This window comes from Vibrio sp. 10N.286.48.C11 (genome assembly GCF_041469805.1).
In the GTDB taxonomy this organism is placed as follows: domain Bacteria; phylum Pseudomonadota; class Gammaproteobacteria; order Enterobacterales; family Vibrionaceae; genus Vibrio; species Vibrio crassostreae_C.
On record NZ_JBFRLK010000046.1, the window covers coordinates 12,778 to 29,831 of the forward strand.

Genomic DNA, 17,054 nt, shown 5'->3' on the forward strand with positions numbered 1-17,054 from the left:
GTTTTGGACACTGAGTTAAGTGAGTACAATCACTAATGAGGTGAACCATGACAAGCAAGAAGAAACGTATTATCCATTCTCCTGAATATAAAGCCGAAACCTTGAAGCTGGCAGAGAAAGTGGGAGTCGCTACAGCTGCAAGACAGCCTCGTTACATGAATCTCAGATCTGTGGGTAAGCGCTTAATTCTCGACACCATTCCCATTTAAACCCAAGCCCCGATAATGACAACAGTCATTACTCATTGAGGCTTATATGTCATCTCTACAGCAAACTTGGCACCGTCATGTCGAGGCATGGCAAACCACTAATTTCTCGCAAGCGCAATACTGCCGAACCCACGATCTAGACCAATCTCAGTTCAGTTATTGGAAGCGCAAATTCAATCGTACAAACTCAGTGATCACATCTGTCACCTCCAAGTTCGCCCTTGCACAAGTTGAAACCGTCACCGAGCATGTCCATTCATTGCTGACAGTAACGTTACCAAGAGGTGCGCAAGTTGAGGGGATTGATGAGGGCAACGCTCATGTCGCCGCAAAACTGATAGAGTGTATGAGCTAATGTGTCAGCCCACGCTAAGACGTGCTCTGACATTGCCGAAAGTCTACCTCTACCGTGATCCAATTGATTTTCGCAAGTCGCATCGAGGCTTGAGCGCACTCGTTGAGCTAGAACTCGGCCACAACCCCTTTAGCGGTGAACGGTACGTCTTCACCAATAAACGGCGCAACAAAATCAAGTGTCTGTTTTGGGAGGACAACGGCTTCGTGCTTTACTACAAGTCGCTTGCCGAAGAGAAATTCAAATGGCCAAAGCGTACCGATGAGCTAGTCACCCTCACTGGTCATCAGATAAATTGGCTGCTTGATGGCTACGATATCTCCTTGATGCAAAGGCATAAAAAGTTGGAATACGAGTCATTGTCTTAGCGACTTAATCGCCTGTTTTTGGTACAATAACCCCTGTTCCCATAAGGCATTTAAGGCAATTTTACTGTGACTTCTTCCGTTGACCATTTAGCTGAAGTCGAGCTCTGTACTAATCCGAAAGTTGAGCAACATGAAAAGAAAAAACAAAACAAAACAAAACAAGACCAGAGCAAGAACAACTCTTCTAAACCTCGTGGCCGCAAGCCACTATCTAGCGATTTACCTAACGGATGAATAAAAGACTGGCGCAAAAAGTACCTTCTTCGCCAAAGTCAAAGAAGAACTCGATATCGTGCCTGCTAAAGTTCGTGTGCTGTAGTACATGCAAGAGTATTCGACGATGACGACGGTCAATCCATGGTGGCTGCAGAGCTACCTAAACACCCACTTCCTGGCTCTCTGGGCAGCACAAGTATGATTGCCCATGTCATCACTTCAAAATACGTTGATGGCCTGCCGTTGTATCGCATAGAGAAAATGCTCCGTCGTTGCGGCGGCGAGCTCTCTCGGGCAACACTGGCGAACTACGTCATGAAGTCCGAAAAGGTGTTCCAGCCACTGGTGAATCTGCTACGAGAGCACCAAAACAGTGGCGACATCCTAGCGATGGATGAAACCCGTATCCAAGTACTTAAAGAGCCTGGCAAATCAGCCACCTCAGATAAGTACATGTGGGGCTCGTTAGGTGGTTCGCCCACCCAACAAAGTGTGCTGTTCCACTATGACCCTTCTCGTAGTGGCGATGTCCCTGTTGATTTACTTGAAGGCTTCGAAGGCTACCTGCAAACCGATGGTTATGCGGTCTACCAATTCTTCTGGCTAAAAACCTGAAAACAGATAGTCCACTTCTCATCTTTGATGATCGAGTTAACGCTATTGATGACGAGCACCGTAAAGCTATTCGAGAAACGCTGTACAAGGATGAGTTTTTCAAGGAAAAACAGATCATTTTTGCCTGTCATGGTGAGGAATTCCTCAAAACATTCATCAAGATATTGGAAAGGAAGCGGCAAGAGAGTCGGTAACATACGAGTTCTTACCGCAACGTGGGGAATCACACATCCAGGTAGCGTTTTTCACTTGCCCACCTAATTATGTGCTTGCCGCAATTACTCACTTGGAAAGTGCAGAATATCGCAATGCTCTGGCTTCCTCTCGATGTGCTTTAGAGCATTTAAGCGAGAAAGCATGGGGGCATTACAGCAGGCACTGTGATAAAAGCGATGGACTGATTAGTGTTTCAAAGAGGGCTCCACATTTACCACATGATTTAAGAGCTCTTGCTGAAAATTTGAAGGCTAAAATTAATCGCTCTAAAGCGGAGGTTCCTAATAAAGTAGAAATTGTAAGTACATTCGAAACTCTGCTAGGTGTCAGCGGACAAGACCTTCATTGGCTTTATTTGAATAGGGGAATCAAGAAGAAGCCGACAGAGATGAATTTGAATACGGGACTGTTGAAACCATAGTTTCAGCTTTGGATACTCTTGATAAAGCGCTGCTTAGTTAGTAGGTTGTAGATAAAACTTGCTGCCATACTGTTTTCGAAGTTTCGGACTAGATTTTTGCGTAAACGGTTAAGACCTCAAGCTAATCTAATCTGATGACAATGTGTTAGGCGGAAATTTCTAACACGCTTGTGTCCCAAACCTTTTCAGAGCCAGACAAAACCCCTATGTGTGACAAAACTTGTGTCGTAAGCGCCATCACCAGACACCTCTAGGATACTTCGGCGTGTTTGTTTCAGTAAGTTCGGGAGTACTTCTCCATCTGTAACCGTCGATAAACTTAGCTCGGCTGCAATAATTTCATGAGTGCTTGTATCGACGGCAATATGAAGCTTTCGCCAGACTCTGCGCTTGCCATCCGTCCCGTGTTTTTTGACTTTCCATTGGCGTTGTTGCCTAAATCAGTTGAACCTTTTTCGAGTCCTGCGATCTGAACCTTTATGATGGTTAGAGCGGTGACAACATGGGTAAGGCGGAAAAGAAGATAACTAACTGGGCGGAGTACAATAAGGCTTTGTGCAAACGGGGTTCGGTTACGTTCTGGATAGATGATTCAGCCGTAGATGCATGGCGATGCAAAGCCCATCATGGTAAGCGTGGTAGAGGCTTCCAGTACTCTGATACAGCGATTGAAACTGCCTTGATGATTAAAGGAATATTCTCACTACCATTGCGTGCTCTTCAAGGTTTTATCGACTCTATCTTTGAGTTACTGGATGTTCCGCTGACGTCCCCAGACTACACGTGTATCAGCAAACGCTCGAAGACAGTTCAGGTCAAATATCGTAACAAATCCAGAGGAGCTATTCGCCATATAGCCATTGACTCGACTGGTCTCAAAGTCTTTGGCGAGGGTGAGTGGAAGGTGAAGAAACATGGTGCCGAAAAACGTAGAACTTGGCGCAAGTTGCACTTAGCCGTTGATGTAGATACCCATGAAGCCATTAGTGCCGAGGTCAGTCTTGTAAATGTTGGTGATAGCGAAGTGCTGCCAACGTTACTCAACCCTTTACGTAGAAAGGTAGATACCGTATCTGCCGATGGAGCGTATGACACAAAAAGTTGCTATGAGACCCTGCAAAATAAGGGCAGTACTCCGTTGATACCACCTCGAAAGAATGCAGCGTTTTGGGAGGATGGACATCCCAGAAATGAAGCTGTAGAGGCTCTGAAAAACGGAACAATAGCGGAGTGGAAATCTGAGTCTGGTTATCACTATCGCTCAATATCTGAGACCGCAATGTCTCGATATAAAGGACTAACCAGCGGTAAATTGAGCTTGAGATGTTATAACGCTCAAGTGGGAGAAATCATGGCGAATGTCAAAGCTATAAACAAAGTCATAGGACTAGGTATGCCTGTTCGAAACTAACGGCGAGTCACATATGGCGTCGTTGGTCTTTAAACCGATTTGATCAACAACGCCCTTTCCATTCACCTTCGCCATAAACCTTAAGGCCAGTTGCATCAATGGCTAGGTGTTGTATCGCTCCTCTCGTTTTAGTCTTAAATGAGACCTCAACTTGCTTGGCTCTACGACTGATGCAGGTGTAATGCGGACAACTTAACGGCACATGGGCTAACCTAAATATCGAGTCGATAAATCCTTGCAGCGCTCTCAGTGGCATAGAAAAATCTCGCTTCACCATGAGCGCTGTCGTGATAGCTAAATCACTGAACCGACGTGGCCTCCCGCGCTTATTCTGTTTGCTTTGCGCCCACCCACTTATTGCTTCTTCATCAATCCAGAAGGTCAGAGAACCACGGTTAATGAGTGATTGGTTGTATTGCTTCCAGTTGGTTGTTTTGTAACGAGGTTTAGGCATAGGGCTACGAGAGAGAGTGGACGTAACTGATCAGATCGTAGGTTCTTAATTTAGTTCCATTGAATTACGCAACAAAGCCGCTAAACACATACGGCTTGCTGCGCAATATGGCAGATGTATGTATAAATTTAACCGATGTTAAATTTCTTTGAATGTTAACAATGCAAAGCCAGTAGAAATATAATAATTAATCGAGTGTGGTTTAGGAAGGAAGTAGAAATAGGTGTTTAATAAGTTCTAATCATTAAATATAAGTATGAACTTAAAGTTTTAATTCCTGTTTCATTACCTCTTTATAACGCGCATAAAAAATCCGACATTGGCGAACCAATATCGGATTTAAAATTCAGCAGATTGTTGGCGCTAGTCGTATTAACCAGCAGCAACCTGCATGATGAGACCACAAATGTAAGCGCCGTATGTACCGAGTGCGTAACCCAGTACCGCCATTAGGATACCTACTGGTGCCAATGCTGGGTGGAAAGCGGCAGCAACAATAGGAGCCGATGCAGCGCCACCTACGTTGGCTTGGCTACCTACAGCCATAAAGAATAGTGGAGCACGGATCAGTTTCGCCATCACTATCATTAGAAGGGCATGGATGGTGAGCCATGTGATACCAATGAAGAAGTAACCAGGGTTGTCTAGGATAGCTGTCACATCCATTTGCATACCGATAGTTGCGACAAGAATGTAGATGAATGCTGAACCGACTTTTGATGCGCCGCTATGCTCAAGGCTACGTGTCGATTTGAAGCACGAAGCGATCAACGCGAACGTTGTCACCATGACAATTAACCAAAAGAAGCCAGATGTTAAGCTGTATTTTGCAAGCTCTGGTGCGTTGGTTGAGATCCATGGTGCAATCATGTCACTGAAGTAGTGAGCTAAACCCGTTAGACCAAATGCGATAGCAGTAATCTTCATTAGATCGGTTGTAGTGGTAGGGCGAGCGTTTTCTTCTTGGTATTTTGATACCGTCACTTTTAGCTCATCAATAGATGATGTGTCTGCTTTCAGCCATGCGTCAATCTTCTTCTGGCGGCCTGCCATAACAAGCAGTACTGCCATCCAGATATTTGCACAGATAACGTCAACGGTGATCATTGCTGAGAACAGTTGGTCGTCAACCTCGAACACTTCTTTCATTGCTGCCTGGTTCGCGCCACCACCAATCCAAGAACCGGCTACCGTTGTTAGGCCGCGCCATACGTCGCCAGATACAAGGTCAGGGTTAACTTGGTCGATAATCAGAATAGCCAGCGGACCACCAATGATGATACCGACAGTACCCGTCAAGAACATGATGACGGCTTTAGAGCCAAGTCCGAAGATTTTACGAAGATCTGCTGAAATGATCAGAAGAACTAATGCACCTGGTAGTAGGTAGCGGCTTGCCACAAAGTATAGCTTCGAGTTTGAAGCATCAATGATGCCAAAGCTGTTTAATAGCGAAGGAACGAAGTAACAGAGTAATAGACCCGGAACGAACGAGTAGAATTTTTTTAGTGTGCTGTTTTGGCTACTTTCCGTGATAAATACACCGCCAAGAATAACAGCTAACATGCCCATAATTACGGCATCATTAGTGATCATTATTATATCTCCTTTAAGGTGAGCGCAAACGCCTCACTTTTTGAAGTGCAGGACTATACCTACAACTGCTATTCGTTACAAATTGTAACCATAGACACATTTTGAAATGCTTATGTTAATTTTGTTGGCTGTGATTTGTGAATTCACAGCGCAAGTTATTGGTGTGGTGAATTGGTCTGAGGTGGCATGTCCGTTGGTTTTTGATATATGCAATACAATTCAACCCTTAGAAAATGGTCGCTATAAAACACGTTGATAGCTTCTAGAATAGAGCGATCGCATAAATATCCGCTTTTATAGCATGGTTTATGTGGGGTTTGAATGTTTCAAAAATGTAAAAAATGAACTCGTTTTTGCATAGTTAAGAGAAATGCAAAATTATAAGTAGATCACATAAATTAGTGAGATTACCTGCATCAGGGGTAATGATTGGTAGTGATAGGTGATTTTTGTAGAGAGAGAAATAAAGAAAAGCGGCTTAAAAGCCGCTTTTTGATACGTTTAGAACAATTGCCTAGCATTCATCTTCTTCAAAGCAATCTGCATAGCCTTTCGGTGGTGGTGTCCAACCACGTTCTGAGCGAGAGTGTTTGTCTGAACGATCTTTCTTCATGTCTTCTTTCATTGCTTCTTCAAGGTGAATGAAGATTTGTCGGTAGTTGTTGTCGTAGCGCGGGTTCTCTTCCGCTTCAGACCAAGCTTGGTACAGTTTTTCAGACTTACGGCTCTCAACACGCTGATACGTCGATTTTTGTTGTTCGACGAAGAATGGGTGATGACCTAACGAACGTAAGGCTTGTGCGCCCATTTCAAGTGCTGAGTGATACGTTTCTGATTCCACAAAATCAGCGCCAGCTTCTCTTAAGCGGTAACTATGACCACGGTCGAATGCGCGAGCCAAGATTTTCACATTAGGGTAGGTGTGTTTTACATACTTCACCAACTCCACGCTTGAGTCTGGGTTGTCGATAGCCACAACAAGCATTGCGGCCTCTTCGACTCCGGCGGTATGCAATAAATCGTGACGAGTCGCATCACCAAAATAGGATTTAATATTGATAGATCGCAACACGTCTACTTGATTAGCTTGATGGTCTAGCACGACGGTTTTAACATCGTTTGATACCAGCAATCGGTTAACGATCTGACCGAATCGACCGATACCAGCAATGATAACGGTTCCTTTTTCTTCGATGGTATCTTCTTCACGGTCGTTTGATTTTTGCTCGTAACGAGGAAGAATCACTTTATCAAATAGAATGAATAACCCTGGTGTTAGGAACATTGAAAGTGCCACAACCAACGACAGCGTTTGAACGATGTCAGCAGGTAACACGTGGTTTTGAGCCGAGAAGCTCAGTAGTACAAATCCAAACTCACCGGCTTGCGCCAAGCTCAATGTAAATAGCCAACGGTCACTGTTTTTGATTTTGAAGATTAACGCTAGCGTAAATAGCACCAAGGCTTTAAGAAGCATAACGCCAAGGGTGAGGCCAATGATTAAACCAAAGTCGTTGAACAGTACATCAAAGTTGATACCCGCACCCACGGTAATAAAGAACAAGCCAAGCAGCAGTCCTTTAAACGGGTCAATATTAGACTCAAGTTCGTGGCGGAATTCACTGTTCGCCAGTACCACACCTGCAAGGAAGGTACCTAAAGCGGGTGATAGCCCGACCAAGCTCATCAGTGCAGCAATACCAATCACCAACATCAGTGCGGTTGCAGTAAAGATTTCACGCAGGCCTGAGCTCGCAACAAAGCGGAATAACGGGCGACTCAAGAAGTGCCCACCGACAACAACAATCGCGATAGATGCTGTGATCACTAGGCCATAAGCCCAACCAGGCAGGTCAGCAACAAGACTAAGCTCTTCGTGGTGATCAGAAGCTGAAGCGACCGCGCTTTGTGCAGCTTCGATTAATTCTGGTAGCGCTAATAGAGGAATGAATGCCAACATAGGAATGACGGCAATATCTTGGAACAGTAACACCGAGAAAGCGTTCTTGCCGCCTTCCGTCTTGGACAGCCCTTTTTCGTTAAACGTTTGGAGAACAATTGCCGTTGATGACAGTGCGAAGATCAAACCGATAGTCAACGCGATCGTCCAAGGTTGGCCGAAGAATAGGGCAATACCCATTACAATCGCGGTCGTGCCACCAACTTGCAGACCACCTAGCCCCATTAGTCGGTTTCTCATTGCCCAAAGCATCTTAGGCTCAAGTTCAAGGCCGACTAAGAACAGCATCATAACCACACCAAATTCGGCAAAGTGTTGGATAGTTGTGGTCTCTTCACCTACGAGACCAATAATTGGGCCAATCACAACACCAGCAATGAGGTACCCAAGTACAGAGCCGAGGCCAAGTCTTTTGGCAATAGGCACGGCAATAACTGCTGCTACTAAGTAGATAAACGCTTGTAGAAAATATCCCGTCATTATTTAACCTCTGCCATCAGTTCTTCTACGTAGTGGTTTAGCTTTTCTGCCTTACTGGCTTTTTTGATATTGATCTCGCCAGCAACCAACGCCTCTAACAGTACTTTATAGCTATCGACATGCTCTTGAATGCGGTTCTCTTCCAACGCGGTACGCGAACCAAATAACGCAAAGGGCGCGAGGTAGGTCATCCCACACAATGAAGCGGTTTGTTCAATTGGGTGAAGCAGTTCGCGAATAGTGAAATGGTTGTAGCCATCACTTTGGTAAGCGTCTTTTTTGCCCCCTGCAGTGATGCTGCATAACAAGTTCTTGCCTTGTAGTTCGTTGCCATCGGTACCGTAGGCAAAGCCATATTCAAGAACAAGGTCTTGCCACTCTTTTAGAATCGCCGGTGTTGAGTACCAATACAAAGGGAATTGAAAAATGATGATGTCATGGTCTAACAGGCGTTTTTGTTCACGGTCGATATTAATTTTGAATGTCGGATACTCGGCATAGAGGTCGACACAGGTAACGCCTTCAATGCGTTTAGCTTGTTCAAATAAGGGTTTGTTTGCTTCAGAACGATGTTGAGAAGGGTGGGCGAATAGCACCAAGACTCGATTTTTCGACATATAGCCCTCTTTGTTCATTAACGAATAAAGTTTATTGGAATTATAGATATACAATAATAGAAGAATGGTTGAACAACAACGAATTGGCCCATACTTCTCTATTTAGATACGAGTGTTTTTATGTGTTTAATTATATAGAGCGTCAGCTATTTTGTGTATTTTAGGAGCAAGTAGCCGATGACTGAGTAAAACTAATTATTCACGAATAGTAAAAGCGAATATGGGCATTTTATGTCACCGTTGGTGGGTAACGTAAATAATCCAATAACCCTACATAGAACGATAATGAATAAGGAAAAAACTATGAGCATGGACTTGCGTCAACAATGTGATTTGTTGCTTTCTGGTCACCTAGAACCGACACCCGCACAAACATTCGCTCAGATGGCTGAATGGTGTGAAACACATAATGTGAGCCATGATATTTACGGTGATGGCGAATTTATCGAAAGCTTTGAAAACAAGGTCGCAGAACTGCTTGGCTATGAAGCTGCCGTGTTTGTGATTACCGGTACCATGAACCAACCAACTGCGTTAGAAATCGCGTGCCAAGAGAAAAGAAACCCAGTGGTGGCGATGCATGAGTCGAGCCATATCATGCGTCATGAACGCCAAGGGTATCAGCTCCAAAATCGTTTCAACGTGCTTCCTGTCGGTAATGTATTTCGTACTTGGAGTGTTGATGATTTAAAGGCGTGGCCAGATGAGATAGCAGCCGCTCTATATGAATTGCCGATGCGTGAAATTGGCGGCCAATTACCAGAATGGGAAGAGCTTGAAGCGATAAAGCAATACTGCAAAGAACAATCGATTCACCTTCATATGGACGGTGCGCGTTTGTGGGAGTGTGGTGCGTATTACCAAAAGCCATACAGTGAAATTGCTGAGGGTTTCGATAGCGCCTATGTCTCGTTGTATAAAGGTCTTAATGGGCTTGGTGGTTCATTACTGCTGGGCGATAAAGCCTTTGTAGCGAAAGCATCGGCGTGGATGAAGCGTCAAGGTGGTAATGTGTATCACCGAACGCCTTATGTGGTTTCAGCAGCGATGCAGTTTGATGAGCGATTAGAACTGATGCCTGCTTTATTTGAGCGCACCAAACAGGTGTATCAAATACTGCAAGATTACCCTCAGTTCACCGTTAACCCGCAGCAACCGCAGGTCAATATGCTTCACCTGTACTTACCAGTGAGCTACGAAGACGGCATTATTGTGCGAGACAACATCGCGAAGAAGCACAAGATTTGGATAGGAAACCCAGCGATTAGCGAATTGCCAAACCAATGTAAGATTGAATGGTATGTGGGGGATAACTTGCTGAATCTGCCTGATCATGAGCTGATCGACATTCTTGATTTAATAAACGAAGAGCTTATTTGATTACGCAAGAGTTGATCGCAGACGAATGGATCTAATGGAAATGGATACAGGAAATTGGTCCGGTATCCATTTATGAAGACGTAACGATAGGCTGTGTTACATATACTGGTTGATGTACACGTCGACTAAGAACATAAACACTGGAACCGTGCTAAGAACTCCGAAGAAGACGATTGGCACCCAGTTTTTCATTTTCTTTTTAGGTTGCTCAGTGTTATTCATAAATTCGGCCTTAAAGTAGTTGTCGTGTCTGTTTAGCTTTTGGGTACTAAAAATCTAAGTGCATGGTATCAAATAAATGGGTTTAGCCCTATGTGGATTTAGAGAACCGTGGTGTATATCAATCACATAAAATGTAAGTGATTCATAAACGGTTCATAAAGGTTCAACAATAATGAACCTATTAGAAAAAGTATTGCCTCACTCGGCATATAAAATAAACAGCATTCAAAGATTTGGAGAATACAGAATGAAAACAATAGGAAACATCATTTGGTTTCTATTCGGTGGTGTATTTATGGGGTTGGCGTGGTGGTTCTTCGGACTGCTCGCATTCCTAACCATCGTTGGTATTCCATGGGGTAGAGCGTGTTTTGTTATGGGTAATTTCTCATTCTTTCCATTTGGTCAGGAAGCGATTTCGCGTGATGAACTGACCAATGAAATGGACATTGGTACGAGTCCGCTTGGTGTGATTGGTAACGTTATTTGGTTCTTGTTTGCGGGAATCTGGCTTGCGATTGGTCACATCATGTCAGCAGTGGCGTGTTTCATTACCATTATAGGTATTCCGTTTGCTATTCAACACCTTAAATTAGCAGTTATCTCGCTAGCGCCAATCGGTAAGACGGTTGTTGATAAGCGTGAAGCAGAAGCGGCACGAGTAAGAAATTACAAAGGTTAAGCTTACACTCTCAGCCTGATTGAACTTAATAAGCACATCGCAGGATGTGCTTTTTTGTACCTTTGTTGTTATCTCCCTTCCCGATAGTCGCCTCAAACATACTAACCAGGTCTGTCTGAACTTCGATGTTGGTGAACTGGATATTACTGGGCTATACATTATTGGGTTAGACATTGTTGAAAAGCACTTCAAGCCTAAGGGTGATGTTGGCTTCTTCGATATGCTTTTCGTAGGGTTCTCGTTCCCATTGATAACGAGGGATGACTTCGTAAAACAGCCACTCTTTCCATACGTTTTGTCGGTAGGTAATCGAAACCTGAGCGTATTCGTAATGATTATGAGGCTCATCCGTTGCATTAATCGTGGCGCTATATTGAAGCGCTTGGTCTTGAGCAAGGTAATGGTACAAGGTTAATCCAGTACCATAATTCCAACCTTTAAGATCGTTGTTGTACCCTGCAAAACTTGACCATCGAGCTAAGAAATCATCACTTAAAGAAAGATCAAAATCGATGTCAGAGATCTCGCCTGTTTCTTTCTTTTCTCGATATACCCGTTGGGTAAACCTGAATACTGTATCGGTTGTGAGTGGGTAGGTAAAACGGTAGCGAGCTTCGATGCGCGGGCGCAATGTCGCTTTAATGTTGAAGCTGCTATAGCCTTTGGCGTAAGCGTCGTAACGCAGGCCTAGTGCACTCTCTAATTCATCAGAATCATTCGGAAAAAAATCCAAAAACTCTTCATCGCTAACAGATTCGTAGATCAACTTGAGACGTTTACTCACAAAAGGGAGGTGTAAACGCGCTTTGAGTTTTGTGGAGTAGTCGACATCGCCGCCTTCAGAATAAATAAAATCGTTATACCAACGCACAGACGTACCCGCTCTGGCATCTTCGGTAATACGGTCATCTACAAAGAAATTGTCGAACCAGAGTGCAGGTTGGCAAAACTTACTGTTCAGGAAGTGGTAGGCCTTTTCAACAGGGACATCTTTTAACGGCTGACTGTGACACTCATTTTGTTCCTCAGCCTGAACGGAGTATGAAATGAGTGACGCCAATAATGAGGTGCTAGCTATCCTACGACTCAATGGAACCTGTTTGTTATTCTGTATATCAATAGGTTAACTATAACTAAGCGACCGCAACAATGCGACTTTTTCGTGATGGGTCGCTATTGATTAACGGTTCTGGGGCGTGGGGAAGGTAAAGATCTGAAAGAGATTAGACAGACAAAAGATAACGGACTCAGAAGTTGAGTCCGTTTGTGTCTATATTTCTTGGTTTCTAGAGAAACGTTTAACCGTGAAAGGTTAACAAAGCTAGTTGTCTAGATTACATTGCCGCTTCGAAGATTGCCGAGATCTCTTCGTGAGTCGCTTGTTTAGGGTTAGTGAAACCACAAGCGTCTTTCAGTGCGTTATCAGACAGAGTCGGGATGTCTTCAAGTTTGGCACCAAGCTGCGCGATACCAGTTGGGATGTTCACGTCGTTTGCTAGTTGAACAATAGCATTGATCGCTGCTTCTGCGCCTTGCTCTGCTGTCATACCTTCAACATTGACACCCATTGCTTTTGCAACATCACGTAGACGCTCTGGGCAAACTTGCGCGTTGTAGCGTTGAACGTGTGGAAGCAAGATAGCGTTACATACACCGTGTGGCAGGTCGTAGAAGCCACCCAGTTGGTGCGCCATTGCGTGAACGTAACCCAGAGAAGCGTTGTTGAAAGCCATACCTGCCATGAACTGTGCGTAAGCCATCTGTTCACGAGCTTCAATGTCTTCGCCGTGTGCGACTGCCGTTCTTAGGTGTGCTTGCACAAGCTCGATTGCTTTAATAGCGACAGCGTCAGTGATTGGCGTTGCTGCAATTGAAACGTAAGCTTCGATCGCGTGTGTTAACGCGTCCATACCTGTTGCTGCAGTCAGTGATGCTGGTTTAGCAAGCATCAACTCAGGATCGTTTACTGAGATAAGCGGTGTTGTGTGCTTATCAACGATAGCCATCTTAATGTGACGCTCTTCATCCGTAATGATGCAGAAACGTGTCATTTCAGAAGCTGTACCAGCCGTGGTGTTGATGGCAATAAGCGGCATCATTGGCTTTTCAGATTGGTCTACGCCTTCGTAATCTGCAATTTGGCCGCCGTTAGAAGCAACCAGAGCGATACCTTTTGCACAGTCGTGCGGAGAGCCACCACCAAGAGAGATAACAAAGTCACAGTCATTGTCAGTTAGAAGCTCAAGGCCGTCGTTCACGTTAGTGATGGTTGGGTTTGGTTGAGTACCATCGAAGACGACAGCGTCAACATCACGTTGACTTAGAAGATCTTGTACCTGCTTAACCATACCGATTTGGTTTAGGATTTTGTCGGTAACGATAAGACCTTTTTTAAAGCCTTGAGACTGAATGCTATCAACAGCATCCTTTAAGCAGCCTGTTCCCATGAAGTTAATTGTAGGGATGTAAAAAGCACTAGACATTGGAAAACTCCATTAATTATGATTTTTAATTTCCTATATGGTGTCGGCAAATAACTGGTCGACCATTGATCTGAATCAAAAGTGGTCCCAAGGTACCACTTTGTGGCTATGAGGTGTGATAGGGCGCATATAGCAATCGTTTTTATAGTTTTTTGATGTGATCTTTGTCATTTATAGATCTTAAAGAGCCGATTGATTTTAGTCCTATATATCACAATAAAGATAAAATTATGGTATTACTCACTGGCTATGCATTCATTTGTTATTTTTTTCGATTTGTTTTCTGAGTCGATGGTAGGTGATTCCTCTTCTTCATATTCGTCAGAAGAAGCTTGTGGTTCTTCATCATAATATTTGACAAGAAACGGGGTAAGCATGACGGAAGAGGGTAAGAAGTGCTTCATAGTACCTCCCGGTACAGTAGGTGTGTTTCTTGTATGGTATTGGTTTAATATGTGGCAAAATTTGCGATACATCATTACTTGTTGCTTGTTTTCTATAAATTTTTAGAACTATATTCAGGCTCACAAAAATGGTAGTAGAATGCACACTTAGCCTTTGAGGCTAAGAAAGAACAAAAATAACACGGCTAGATAGCGCGAATAATAGGACAGATAATGAAGTACGATTGGATATTCTTTGATGCAGATGAAACCTTGTTCCATTTTGATGCTTATCAAGGAATGAAGCTGATGTTTTCTCGTTTTGGAGTAGATTTCAGCGAGCAAGATTATTCGGCTTACCAAAAGGTTAACTTGCCACTTTGGGTTGATTACCAAGATGGTCGTATTACCGCTGACCAACTGAAACACACCCGCTTCGAAAGTTGGGCTGAGAAACTAGAGACAACAACGGCTGCTTTGAACAGTGCATTTTTAACAGCGATGGCAGATATCTGTTCATTATTACCGGGTGCACAAGAGTTGATGGAGTCTTTAAAAGGCAAAGTGAATATGGGCATCATCACTAACGGTTTCACAGAGTTGCAGTCAATCCGTTTAGAGCGCACAGGAATGACGGGTTACTTTGATCACGTGATTATTTCTGAAGAGGTTGGGGTAGCTAAACCGGACGCTCAGATTTTTGAATATGCACATAAGTTGGTTGGGTTTCCATCTAAGCAAAGAGTGTTGATGGTTGGAGATAACCCGCATTCAGATATTCTCGGTGGACTCGATTTTGGTATCGAAACTTGTTGGTTAAACAGCCAAGAACAGGCAACGCCTGCGGGTATCAACCCTCATTATCAAGTTAAGTCACTGGCTGACTTACAAGCGCTTCTATTGGCTTAGGCAATAACGACTGCCACCAACGAATACGCAACAACAAATAGTTTGTTTCGTAAATTGCTCAATATTTGGAAGTCGCTTAAATTTTCGTAAATTAATAACTGATGGCCGAGTACGAAAATGTACTCGGCCAAATATTTTAAATTTGGTTTAGCTTATAGAGTGATGACCAGAAACAGATAAAGGAAGAGGCGTGCTGAAATCTCATCGTTATAGCTGCTACGGTATTGTCGCCATTTTACTGTGGAGCTGCTTGATTGCTCTGTCTCGCAGTGTTTCAGAACAGCTAGGTCCAATTGGTGGCTCTGCCAGTCTTTATACGGTGAGTTCGCTGTTGTTGGTCTGCGTTATGGGGCTGCCGAAATTGTCACGCTTCTCTAAATCTTACTTACTGATAGGCGGCGCCTTATTTGTTTGTTATGAGATTTTCTTGGCTTTGGCGTTAGGAATGGCAAATAGCCGACATCAAGCGATAGAGATGGCCGTAATCAATTACCTATGGCCAGCATTAACAGTGTTGTTTGCGGTGCTGCTGAGTGATAAGAAGATTAATTGGTTGGTTTATCCAAGTATCTTTTTGGCATTCTTTGGTGTGGCTTGGAGTATCAGCGGTGACCAAGGTCTGTCTGTTGAACAAATTGCTGCCAACATTGCGACCAACCCTAAAACCTATTCTATGGCGTTTTTCGGTGCGATTATTTGGGCGGTTTACTGCAACTACACCCAGCGCGTCGCTAAAGGCCAGAATGCGATTGTGCTGTTCTTTATCGCAACGGCGATCACTCTGTGGATCAAGTACGCATTGAGTGATGAAACTGGCATGGTAATGACAACAAGTGCGGCGATTGACTTAGCGTTAGCTGGCGCTTGTATGGGCGCAGGCTATGCACTTTGGAACACGGCGATTCTCGGTGGCAACATGGTGTTCTTGGCAACTATGTCGTACTTTACGCCAATCTTCGCTACGTTACTCTCTTCGGTGATTTTAGGCTTGTCGTTGACTATAACGTTTTGGCAAGGCGTATGTATGGTAACCGTTGGCTCACTGGCTTGCTGGTGGGTAACAAGAGAAAAGCCGACAGCAAATGCGTCGGCTTCTAAAAAGGTTCAATCTGAGTCGTAATTGGTTTTTCTGCCAATTTTTGTGAGGGGTTAGCTCGCAATATTGAGGTTCAGTTGAAGTTCATATGGCATCTTAGATAGGCGTCGCTTAAGTTGGCGGCGCGTACGTTCAATATCATCGAGTGCAATCGCTTCTTGATCGTTGGTATGAATATCAACGTTGATTCGTAATTCTGGGCCAACCTTCGTCACACCCATTAGTTCCAAATCTTGCTCCGCTTCTTTGTCTACCGCGACAACGTTCTTATCTACTGCATCACAAATATCTTTGGTCGCTGACATCATAAGCAGCTCACGCATGGCTTCACGTAACATGTCGAAAGGCACTTTGATGAAGTAGAAAGACATGAGCAACATCATCATTGGGTCGGCATATACCGCATATTCTGCAAGCGGAGAAAAAGTCATTAACCAAGCTGCTACGAAACCTGCTGTTACCGCGACACTCAACAGCGTGTCCATCTGCCACTGCTTAGATTCTGCCTGAATCAGACCCGAAGAAATACGTTTGCTCTTATTCGCGATGTACCACCAAGCGTAACCACAACCCAACACGTTGAAAATACCAAACAGAGTTGCAATAGAAGCATCAACTTCGCGACCACCCGTCATTAGGGCACCAATCGCAGAGTACAGTGAATAACTAACTACAAGCAGAATCACAACAGCCTTAATGGCAATAACAATCGGCTCGATGATCGCTCGACCGAACGGGAATTCTCTGTCTGAAGGGCGATTAATGTATTTTGAGGCAGCTAGTGACAATAAAGTTAACAGTAAGCTGATAAGAGAGTAGACACCGTCAAATACTATGACCAGAGAGCCAACGAGAAGACCCAACACCAATCCGCCAATTGCGAAGCCTGATGCTAAAAGGGCTGAGAACAATAGTACTCGATTTTCGTTTTGGCTTTTCCTGTCACACATAATATTTTCCAGATGTTTTTGATAACTTCAT

16 protein-coding genes and 4 pseudogenes are annotated in these 17,054 nt (G+C 44.0%); 10 read left to right on the forward strand and 10 right to left on the reverse strand.

Annotated elements, in window-relative coordinates; translation table 11 throughout:
- Positions 1-47: 47 nt before the first annotated feature.
- The 5 genes and pseudogenes from AB4209_RS12550 to AB4209_RS12570 form a co-directional block, all read left to right on the forward strand.
- Positions 48-175: pseudogene (locus tag AB4209_RS12550) on the forward strand (IS3 family transposase); the annotation flags it as partial.
- 80 nt (positions 176-255) lie between these two features.
- On the forward strand, positions 256-564 hold the full coding sequence (tnpA, locus tag AB4209_RS12555; protein WP_372056082.1) for an IS66 family insertion sequence element accessory protein TnpA: 309 nt from the start codon (positions 256-258) through the stop codon (positions 562-564).
- Complete coding sequence (tnpB, locus tag AB4209_RS12560; RefSeq protein WP_372056084.1) at positions 564-932, forward strand: IS66 family insertion sequence element accessory protein TnpB; 369 nt, start codon at positions 564-566, stop codon at positions 930-932. Before tnpA ends, tnpB begins: the two co-directional genes overlap by 1 nt.
- A 414-nt stretch (positions 933-1,346) precedes the next feature.
- Entirely contained in the window at positions 1,347-1,763 is a 417-nt protein-coding gene (locus tag AB4209_RS12565) for an IS66 family transposase (RefSeq protein WP_372056139.1), read from the forward strand.
- Positions 1,733-2,441 (forward strand): annotated as a pseudogene (locus AB4209_RS12570) (ATPase); the annotation flags it as partial. The gene AB4209_RS12565 and the pseudogene AB4209_RS12570, both read left to right, overlap by 31 nt.
- A 180-nt stretch (positions 2,442-2,621) precedes the next feature.
- Here the strand turns inward: AB4209_RS12570 and AB4209_RS12575 are convergent.
- Positions 2,622-2,825, reverse strand: a pseudogene (locus tag AB4209_RS12575) (transposase); the annotation flags it as partial.
- 77 nt (positions 2,826-2,902) lie between these two features.
- Here AB4209_RS12575 and AB4209_RS12580 point away from each other — a divergent pair.
- Positions 2,903-3,811 carry an IS5 family transposase gene (locus tag AB4209_RS12580; protein WP_372056086.1) on the forward strand — a complete coding sequence of 303 codons (909 nt, stop codon included), beginning with the start codon at positions 2,903-2,905 and terminating at the stop codon, positions 3,809-3,811.
- Between the two features lie 55 nt (positions 3,812-3,866).
- Here the strand turns inward: AB4209_RS12580 and AB4209_RS12585 are convergent.
- From AB4209_RS12585 to AB4209_RS12600, 4 genes and pseudogenes are all read right to left on the reverse strand, one after another.
- A pseudogene (locus tag AB4209_RS12585) lies at positions 3,867-4,265 on the reverse strand (IS5 family transposase); the annotation flags it as partial.
- Between the two features lie 372 nt (positions 4,266-4,637).
- Complete coding sequence (locus AB4209_RS12590; protein ID WP_372056088.1) at positions 4,638-5,861, reverse strand: DUF819 domain-containing protein; 1,224 nt, start codon at positions 5,859-5,861, stop codon at positions 4,638-4,640.
- A 514-nt stretch (positions 5,862-6,375) separates the two neighbouring features.
- Positions 6,376-8,301: a monovalent cation:proton antiporter-2 (CPA2) family protein gene (locus AB4209_RS12595; protein ID WP_372056090.1), complete on the reverse strand. Its 1,926-nt coding sequence runs from the start codon at positions 8,299-8,301 to the stop codon at positions 6,376-6,378.
- The gene (locus tag AB4209_RS12600; protein WP_372056092.1) at positions 8,301-8,918 is read right to left on the reverse strand and encodes an NAD(P)H-dependent oxidoreductase; all 618 of its coding nucleotides are present in this window, start codon (positions 8,916-8,918) and stop codon (positions 8,301-8,303) included. The genes AB4209_RS12595 and AB4209_RS12600 overlap by 1 nt, the downstream gene beginning before the upstream one ends.
- Before the next feature lie 303 nt (positions 8,919-9,221).
- Here AB4209_RS12600 and AB4209_RS12605 point away from each other — a divergent pair, with 303 nt between their 5' ends.
- The gene (locus tag AB4209_RS12605) at positions 9,222-10,298 is read left to right on the forward strand and encodes a low specificity L-threonine aldolase (RefSeq protein WP_372056141.1); all 1,077 of its coding nucleotides are present in this window, start codon (positions 9,222-9,224) and stop codon (positions 10,296-10,298) included.
- 96 nt (positions 10,299-10,394) lie between these two features.
- Here the strand turns inward: AB4209_RS12605 and AB4209_RS12610 are convergent, their stop codons facing one another.
- Positions 10,395-10,520, reverse strand: coding sequence for a hypothetical protein (locus tag AB4209_RS12610; RefSeq protein ID WP_008218887.1), 126 nt, complete (start codon positions 10,518-10,520; stop codon positions 10,395-10,397).
- Positions 10,521-10,767: 247 nt separating this feature from the next.
- Here AB4209_RS12610 and AB4209_RS12615 point away from each other — a divergent pair, with 247 nt between their 5' ends.
- On the forward strand, positions 10,768-11,202 hold the full coding sequence (locus AB4209_RS12615; protein WP_004730224.1) for a YccF domain-containing protein: 435 nt from the start codon (positions 10,768-10,770) through the stop codon (positions 11,200-11,202).
- 166 nt (positions 11,203-11,368) lie between these two features.
- Here the strand turns inward: AB4209_RS12615 and AB4209_RS12620 are convergent, their stop codons facing one another.
- The 3 genes from AB4209_RS12620 to AB4209_RS12630 all read right to left on the reverse strand — a co-directional run bounded on the left by AB4209_RS12620 (position 11,369) and on the right by AB4209_RS12630 (position 14,089).
- Positions 11,369-12,292 carry a hypothetical protein gene (locus tag AB4209_RS12620; RefSeq protein ID WP_372056094.1) on the reverse strand — a complete coding sequence of 308 codons (924 nt, stop codon included), beginning with the start codon at positions 12,290-12,292 and terminating at the stop codon, positions 11,369-11,371.
- Positions 12,293-12,536: 244 nt separating this feature from the next.
- The gene (yiaY, locus tag AB4209_RS12625; protein ID WP_372056096.1) at positions 12,537-13,685 is read right to left on the reverse strand and encodes an L-threonine dehydrogenase; all 1,149 of its coding nucleotides are present in this window, start codon (positions 13,683-13,685) and stop codon (positions 12,537-12,539) included.
- Positions 13,686-13,921: 236 nt separating this feature from the next.
- The gene (locus tag AB4209_RS12630) at positions 13,922-14,089 is read right to left on the reverse strand and encodes a hypothetical protein (RefSeq protein WP_372056098.1); all 168 of its coding nucleotides are present in this window, start codon (positions 14,087-14,089) and stop codon (positions 13,922-13,924) included.
- A gap of 213 nt (positions 14,090-14,302) precedes the next feature.
- Here AB4209_RS12630 and yjjG point away from each other — a divergent pair, with 213 nt between their 5' ends.
- The gene (gene yjjG / locus AB4209_RS12635; protein ID WP_372056100.1) at positions 14,303-14,977 is read left to right on the forward strand and encodes a pyrimidine 5'-nucleotidase; all 675 of its coding nucleotides are present in this window, start codon (positions 14,303-14,305) and stop codon (positions 14,975-14,977) included.
- Between the two features lie 190 nt (positions 14,978-15,167).
- Entirely contained in the window at positions 15,168-16,097 is a 930-nt protein-coding gene (gene yddG / locus AB4209_RS12640; RefSeq protein WP_372056102.1) for an aromatic amino acid DMT transporter YddG, read from the forward strand.
- A 29-nt stretch (positions 16,098-16,126) separates the two neighbouring features.
- Here yddG and AB4209_RS12645 read toward each other — a convergent pair whose 3' ends face one another.
- A complete protein-coding gene (locus tag AB4209_RS12645) occupies positions 16,127-17,023 on the reverse strand; it encodes a cation diffusion facilitator family transporter (RefSeq protein ID WP_372056104.1) in 897 nt (298 codons plus the stop codon).
- Positions 17,024-17,054: the final 31 nt, after the last annotated feature.

Excerpts from the sequence above, each read along its gene's own strand:
- AB4209_RS12615 (WP_004730224.1), top strand. The coding sequence starts at position 10,768 with ATGAAAACAATAGGAAACATCATTTGGTTTCTATTCGGTGGTGTATTT.
- AB4209_RS12610 (WP_008218887.1), bottom strand. The coding sequence starts at position 10,520 with ATGAATAACACTGAGCAACCTAAAAAGAAAATGAAAAACTGGGTGCCA.
- AB4209_RS12595 (WP_372056090.1), bottom strand. The coding sequence starts at position 8,301 with ATGACGGGATATTTTCTACAAGCGTTTATCTACTTAGTAGCAGCAGTT.
- AB4209_RS12565 (WP_372056139.1), top strand. The coding sequence starts at position 1,347 with ATGATTGCCCATGTCATCACTTCAAAATACGTTGATGGCCTGCCGTTG.
- yiaY (WP_372056096.1), bottom strand. The coding sequence starts at position 13,685 with ATGTCTAGTGCTTTTTACATCCCTACAATTAACTTCATGGGAACAGGC.
- tnpA (WP_372056082.1), top strand. The coding sequence starts at position 256 with ATGTCATCTCTACAGCAAACTTGGCACCGTCATGTCGAGGCATGGCAA.
- AB4209_RS12580 (WP_372056086.1), top strand. The coding sequence starts at position 2,903 with ATGGGTAAGGCGGAAAAGAAGATAACTAACTGGGCGGAGTACAATAAG.
- AB4209_RS12630 (WP_372056098.1), bottom strand. The coding sequence starts at position 14,089 with ATGAAGCACTTCTTACCCTCTTCCGTCATGCTTACCCCGTTTCTTGTC.
- AB4209_RS12605 (WP_372056141.1), top strand. The coding sequence starts at position 9,222 with ATGAGCATGGACTTGCGTCAACAATGTGATTTGTTGCTTTCTGGTCAC.
- AB4209_RS12645 (WP_372056104.1), bottom strand. The coding sequence starts at position 17,023 with ATGTGTGACAGGAAAAGCCAAAACGAAAATCGAGTACTATTGTTCTCA.
- AB4209_RS12600 (WP_372056092.1), bottom strand. The coding sequence starts at position 8,918 with ATGTCGAAAAATCGAGTCTTGGTGCTATTCGCCCACCCTTCTCAACAT.
- AB4209_RS12590 (WP_372056088.1), bottom strand. The coding sequence starts at position 5,861 with ATGATCACTAATGATGCCGTAATTATGGGCATGTTAGCTGTTATTCTT.
- tnpB (WP_372056084.1), top strand. The coding sequence starts at position 564 with ATGTGTCAGCCCACGCTAAGACGTGCTCTGACATTGCCGAAAGTCTAC.
- yjjG (WP_372056100.1), top strand. The coding sequence starts at position 14,303 with ATGAAGTACGATTGGATATTCTTTGATGCAGATGAAACCTTGTTCCAT.